The 4833-nt window shown below is 56.5% G+C and carries 5 protein-coding genes; 2 read left to right on the top strand and 3 right to left on the bottom strand.

Annotated elements, in window-relative coordinates; all coding sequences use genetic code 11:
* The 3 genes from RTY00_RS19970 to RTY00_RS19960 all read right to left on the bottom strand — a co-directional run.
* Positions 1-657, bottom strand: a 657-nt coding sequence (locus RTY00_RS19970; protein WP_312665754.1) for an ABC transporter permease, incomplete at its 3' end; no start/stop codon positions are given.
* Between the two features lie 11 nt (positions 658-668).
* On the bottom strand, positions 669-1925 hold the full coding sequence (locus RTY00_RS19965; protein ID WP_409519153.1) for a CmpA/NrtA family ABC transporter substrate-binding protein: 1257 nt from the start codon (positions 1923-1925) through the stop codon (positions 669-671).
* A gap of 261 nt (positions 1926-2186) precedes the next feature.
* Positions 2187-3407 carry a nitrate- and nitrite sensing domain-containing protein gene (locus RTY00_RS19960; RefSeq protein ID WP_312665752.1) on the bottom strand — a complete coding sequence of 407 codons (1221 nt, stop codon included), beginning with the start codon at positions 3405-3407 and terminating at the stop codon, positions 2187-2189.
* Positions 3408-3891: 484 nt separating this feature from the next.
* Here RTY00_RS19960 and RTY00_RS19955 point away from each other — a divergent pair, with 484 nt between their 5' ends.
* Positions 3892-4386: an SH3 domain-containing protein gene (locus tag RTY00_RS19955; protein WP_154156458.1), complete on the top strand. Its 495-nt coding sequence runs from the start codon at positions 3892-3894 to the stop codon at positions 4384-4386.
* A gap of 84 nt (positions 4387-4470) precedes the next feature.
* On the top strand, positions 4471-4833 hold a 363-nt coding region (gene icmH / locus RTY00_RS19950; RefSeq protein WP_312665750.1), incomplete at its 3' end, for a type IVB secretion system protein IcmH/DotU.

Here is a 4833-nt window from a genome sequence, read left to right as displayed (position 1 = left end):
TAACACTGCGGGCAGCACCGCCGGGAACAGAATGCGGCGCATCACTGTCCACTCATTGAGCCGCAGCACGCGCGCCACATTGAGATAATCCTGCGGAATTCGCTGTACGCCTTCGGCGGTGTTGATCACCATCGGCCAGATGGAGCAGATGAAAATGGTCCAGCTTGATGCCGGTTCAGCGCGCTGGAACAGCAGCAGGCCAATCGGTAACCAGGCAAGCGGGCTGACCGGGCGCAGCAACGCGATGATCGGGTTGAGCATGTGCGCGATAAAGCTAAAACGACCAATCAGAAATCCGGCGGGAATCCCCACCAGCGCCGCCAACCCAAAGCCGATTGCCACCCGTTGCAGCGAGGCGACCACGTTCCAGCCAATGCCCTGATCGTTGGGGCCGTTGTTGTAAAACGGATCGGCAAACAGCGTGACGGCGGCTTGCCAGGTGGCGTACGGCGTGGGGAAGCCTTTACTGGACATAGAAGCCAGTTGCCAGACAAACAGCAGCAGAATCAGGCCGCAACTGGCCGGGATTAGCCGCTGCAGCAGAGGACGGAGCCAGCGTTGACCTCGACGCGGTGCGGGCGTCACCTTGAGTGCAATCACCTGCGCGGGTTGCGCGGCGATCGGCGCGGCATTTAGCGTGCGTGCTTCAGATTTCATCATGACCTCACTTAACTGCGTTTAAGGGCAAAACTGTCGGCATAAGCGGCGGGATTGCTGCCGTCCCACACTTTGCCGTCGAACAGTGTGCTGCTGCGCATCTCGCCGGCTGGGACGCTGATGCCGCCCACCGCGCTGGCGGCCTGTTTGTAGATATCGATACGGTTGATCTGACGCGCCACTGCTGCGTAATCAGGCGCGGTTTGCACCATGCCCCAGCGCTTCATCTGCGTCAGGAACCACATGCCGTCGGAAATCCATGGGAAGCTCACTTCTCCATCGCGGAAGAAGCGCATACCGTGCGCATCCTGCCAGCGCTGACCGAGCCCGTTTTCGTACTGACCGAGCATGCGCCCTTCCAGCGTTTCCACTTTGGTGTTGATCCACGCGCGCCCGGCCAGCACCTGCGCGGTCTCTTTGCGGTTAACGTCGGAGGCATCGATCCAGCGCGCGGCGTCCAGCACGGCGGCGGTCAGCGCGCGGGCGGTATTAGGGTTCTCTTGCACCCAGGCGGCGCGCGTGGCGAGAATTTTTTCCGGATGATCCGGCCAGATTTGCTGTGTGGTCGTGGCGGTAAAACCGATGTTGTCGCTGATGGCGCGCTGATTCCACGGCTCGCCAACGCAGAAGCCACTCATATTGCCCATCTTCATGTTCATCACCATTTGCGGTGGCGGGACCACCACGGTGCGCACATCCTCAAACGGGTCGATTCCGGCGTTGGCCAGCCAGTAATAGAGCCACATGGCGTGCGTACTGGTTGGGAAGGTATGCGCGAAGGTCAAGCTGCCTTTGGCTTGACTGGCGATTAACTTTTGCAGGCTGGCCGCATCGGTGACTTTCTGATCTTTAAGCTGATTCGCCAGTGTGATGGCCTGCCCGTTGTTGTTGAGCGTCATCAGATTAGCCATCTCATGCTGAGGCCCGGCAATGCCCAACTGCAGACCATAAATCATGCCGTACAACGCGTGCGCTGCGTCCAACTCACCAGCGGTGAGTTTGTCGCGTACCGCCGCCCAGCTGGCTTCTTTACTCGGTTGCAGCGTCAGGCCGTATTTTTTATCGAAGCCTTTTACTGAGGCCATTACCACCGGCGCGCAGTCGGTGAGCGGAATAAAGCCGACGCGAATGTTGCTCTTTTCGGGCGCATCGGAACCGGCAGCCCACACCGCATTGCGTAATCCCGGCAGTAAATAGCTGCCACCGACCACCGCGCTACCCAGGAGAAATTGACGTCGTGACACCGTGAACCGCGTTTTGCTCATCATGCGCATCCCTAAAAAAAGAATAAAAAAAGGCGTCCTCCCGCATGTCGCAAAAACATGGGGCCGGACGCCTTTATCCAAAGCACTCGCTTCACCGCCGTTGGCGAAACAAATGCGCAATGTCTGTGAGGTATTGCAAAGCCTGTGCCAAAAATATCAGGCCGTGTTATCAAGCCTGCCGCTATAAATGCACTGAGGGTGCGTCATTTTTGCACTGCGCTGACGCACCCTACGCACAGGGTTTGTGCAGCTACCTCCTTCGGGTTATGCCTTTAGCGTGGCGGCAACCGCTAGCACCGCCTGGGCAATTTCCAGCAGCCGTTTGTTCTGGTTCATGGCGCTCTTACGCAGCGCCTGCCACGCATCCTGCTCGCTGAAACCGTGCTGCTGCATCAACCAGCTTTTCGCCTGATCGATAATTTTGCGTTCATCCAGTGAAGCGCGCATCGAGGCGAGTTCATCAGCCTGCGTCTGCAGACGCTGCGACTGCTCACGGATCAACGCCAGCACCGAACGCCCGAGTTGGGGCGCGAGGCCATTGCTGTCCAGCGTGGTTTCAGCGCCTGACAGCCAGCTGGCACCCGCGACATAGAGCGAAAAACTGGCCTCTTCTCCGATGGCAATCGGCGGATGTTCGCTGTGCTGGACAGCCGCAATCGCGCACTGACAGCGGTTCATCAGCGTGGCGCACAGCGTATCTTCAATCTGTTTCATCTGATCGAGACGCGAACTGAGCAGACTAAACCACTGCAACACGCCATTTTCACCACACTGTGCGCCGGTGCAGGCGATGCGTCTTAGCCGCTCAATCTGGCTGCCGGCATCGGCTATCGCCTGCCAGCGTTGCAGATTTTCCGCATCAGAAAATTGGCTGAAGGTGGCAAAGCTTTGCTCCTGCGCAGCGATCAACACCTGAATGCGCTGCCGTTGAGTCTCGGTAAATTCACCGGCAGCGAATCCCGCCGAACCGGTGGCGCGCTCCTGTCCGGCCAGCTCTTTGCCTTGCATAAAGCTAAATAGCGCGATTAACGCACGCGAGATGTCCGGTTCACTGGCGGTATCCGCCGCTTCAAATACCAGATTGAGTAAGGTGCAGATGATGTGATTAAACGCATCCATCGCCTGCGCCTGCGTCACGGTGCGGCTGTGTACTTGCTGACGCAGCGCCGGTAGTCCGTCCAGCGCCTGAAGCGCAGTAGCGATCAACATGCAAAAGCGACTGTAGCCGGGCTGCGCCTCTGCTTCTGGCAGCACCGCCATCGCACTTTGCTCACGCAATTCAACCTCTGCGGCGCGCTGTGCCAGCTCTTCGCCAAACAATCGACCTTCCGAGCACAGCCAGATATTGCTGGCTCCACGTTCACGCTGCAGCACATGGATCAATTCACTGATGGCGGTAATCTGTTCGCCGGTTCGCAACAGCCGTTGCAAACTGGCTATCTCGCTGGCGCGGCTGGCACGCAGATAGTTCAAAGCCCGATTCATTGCTTTCTCCAGCGGTTTAGCGGTGTAAACAGAGAATTAAGCAAAAGCCATGCCGTGCTGCGTTTAAAAGTGGCAAAAATGTGCCCGGAAATTCCGAATTTAAGAAAATTGTTTCGCTGAGCAATCTTTTTTAACTTGCATAAATAGATTAATCTTATTTACCATTTTTGATTGGCACTAGCAGGCATCAAAAGCTGCTACGCCACCGCGCATCGCTAACTGCAGCGAATAAATTAACTGAGCTTATCTATCACCGTGACTATGTGTTTTATATCATCGGCCTGCGCTGCTTTTTCGCCCGGTAGCACGGGATTTCTAAGGGTGCAATGGTTTGAATTCTCAAAAGTCTTAGGTAGACTTAGTTCAGCACTATCTTTCTGTAATCTGTCTGTTTTTTTGATGGCTTTCTCGCTGCCTAATCTGCCTGCCTTAAAGGCTCGTGCCGCAGATTACTCTGCAGCTAATCTGATGAAATTTGAGGATCATGGTGAATAAGAGTCTCGTGCTTGTGTTGCTGGCGGTGTTGAGTTTGGCTGCTTGTAAAGCGCCACCGCCACCCGTTACTGATGACACGCTGGTAACCAGTGAAGTGAATGGCGTCCAACTGGTTCATCGTCATGCGGTGGCAGCACCTGGCGAATTCACGCCGGTCAATGAGAGTTATCGCGCGCTCTATGCGGCATCCGTGATGACCACGCCTGATTTTGGTGGCAAGGTAGTGCGCTATCTTGATAACGCCAAACCGTTTGAAGTGCTGGGACGCGTTGAACACAGCTGGCTTGCGGTGGCCGATGAGCCTAACGGCCAGTTAATTGGCTATATTCCGCCGAAAGCGGGCGTAGAGAGCAGCCGTTATGACGCGACCATTCGCAGCGATCGCCCGCGTCCTCGCCGCAACAGCAAACAGGTCTGTGTGGCCGTTGGGGGCGCCAGTAAAGCTTGTCGCACTAACGATACCGCGACCTGGATTTTAGACTGATAATGCAATCCGGCGCACAATGCCCGCAGCAGCTTTCGCCGTGCGGGCTGTGATTTTCGCCCTTGCCTGGATAACCAAGATTTAATGACTCAGGATTCCCTTGCTCGCGATGGCATTGTCGCGGGCAATGATAACCTTTTGCTTAATGCCGCAGCACCTATCCTGAATGCCGTGGTACGTATACGGCAGGCCGCGACACATGACGATCCTGCCGGATTGCGCCAGTTACTGATCGAAGAGATCCGCCAGTTCGAACAACGCTGTAGACAAGCGGGCTTACCTTTTGAGATGATTATCGGCGCGCGCTACTGCCTGTGCAGCGTGCTGGACGAAGCAGCGGCGCAAACGCCGTGGGGCACGCGCGGCGTGTGGTCCGGTAACGGCATGCTGGTCACTTTTCATAATGAAAGCTGGGGCGGCGAGAAAGTGTTCCAGCTGTTGTCGCGC

The organism is Pantoea sp. CTOTU49201, from assembly GCF_032054795.1.
In the GTDB taxonomy this organism is placed as follows: domain Bacteria; phylum Pseudomonadota; class Gammaproteobacteria; order Enterobacterales; family Enterobacteriaceae; genus Pantoea; species Pantoea symbiotica.
This window is presented reverse-complemented; position numbering and strand designations above follow the sequence as displayed.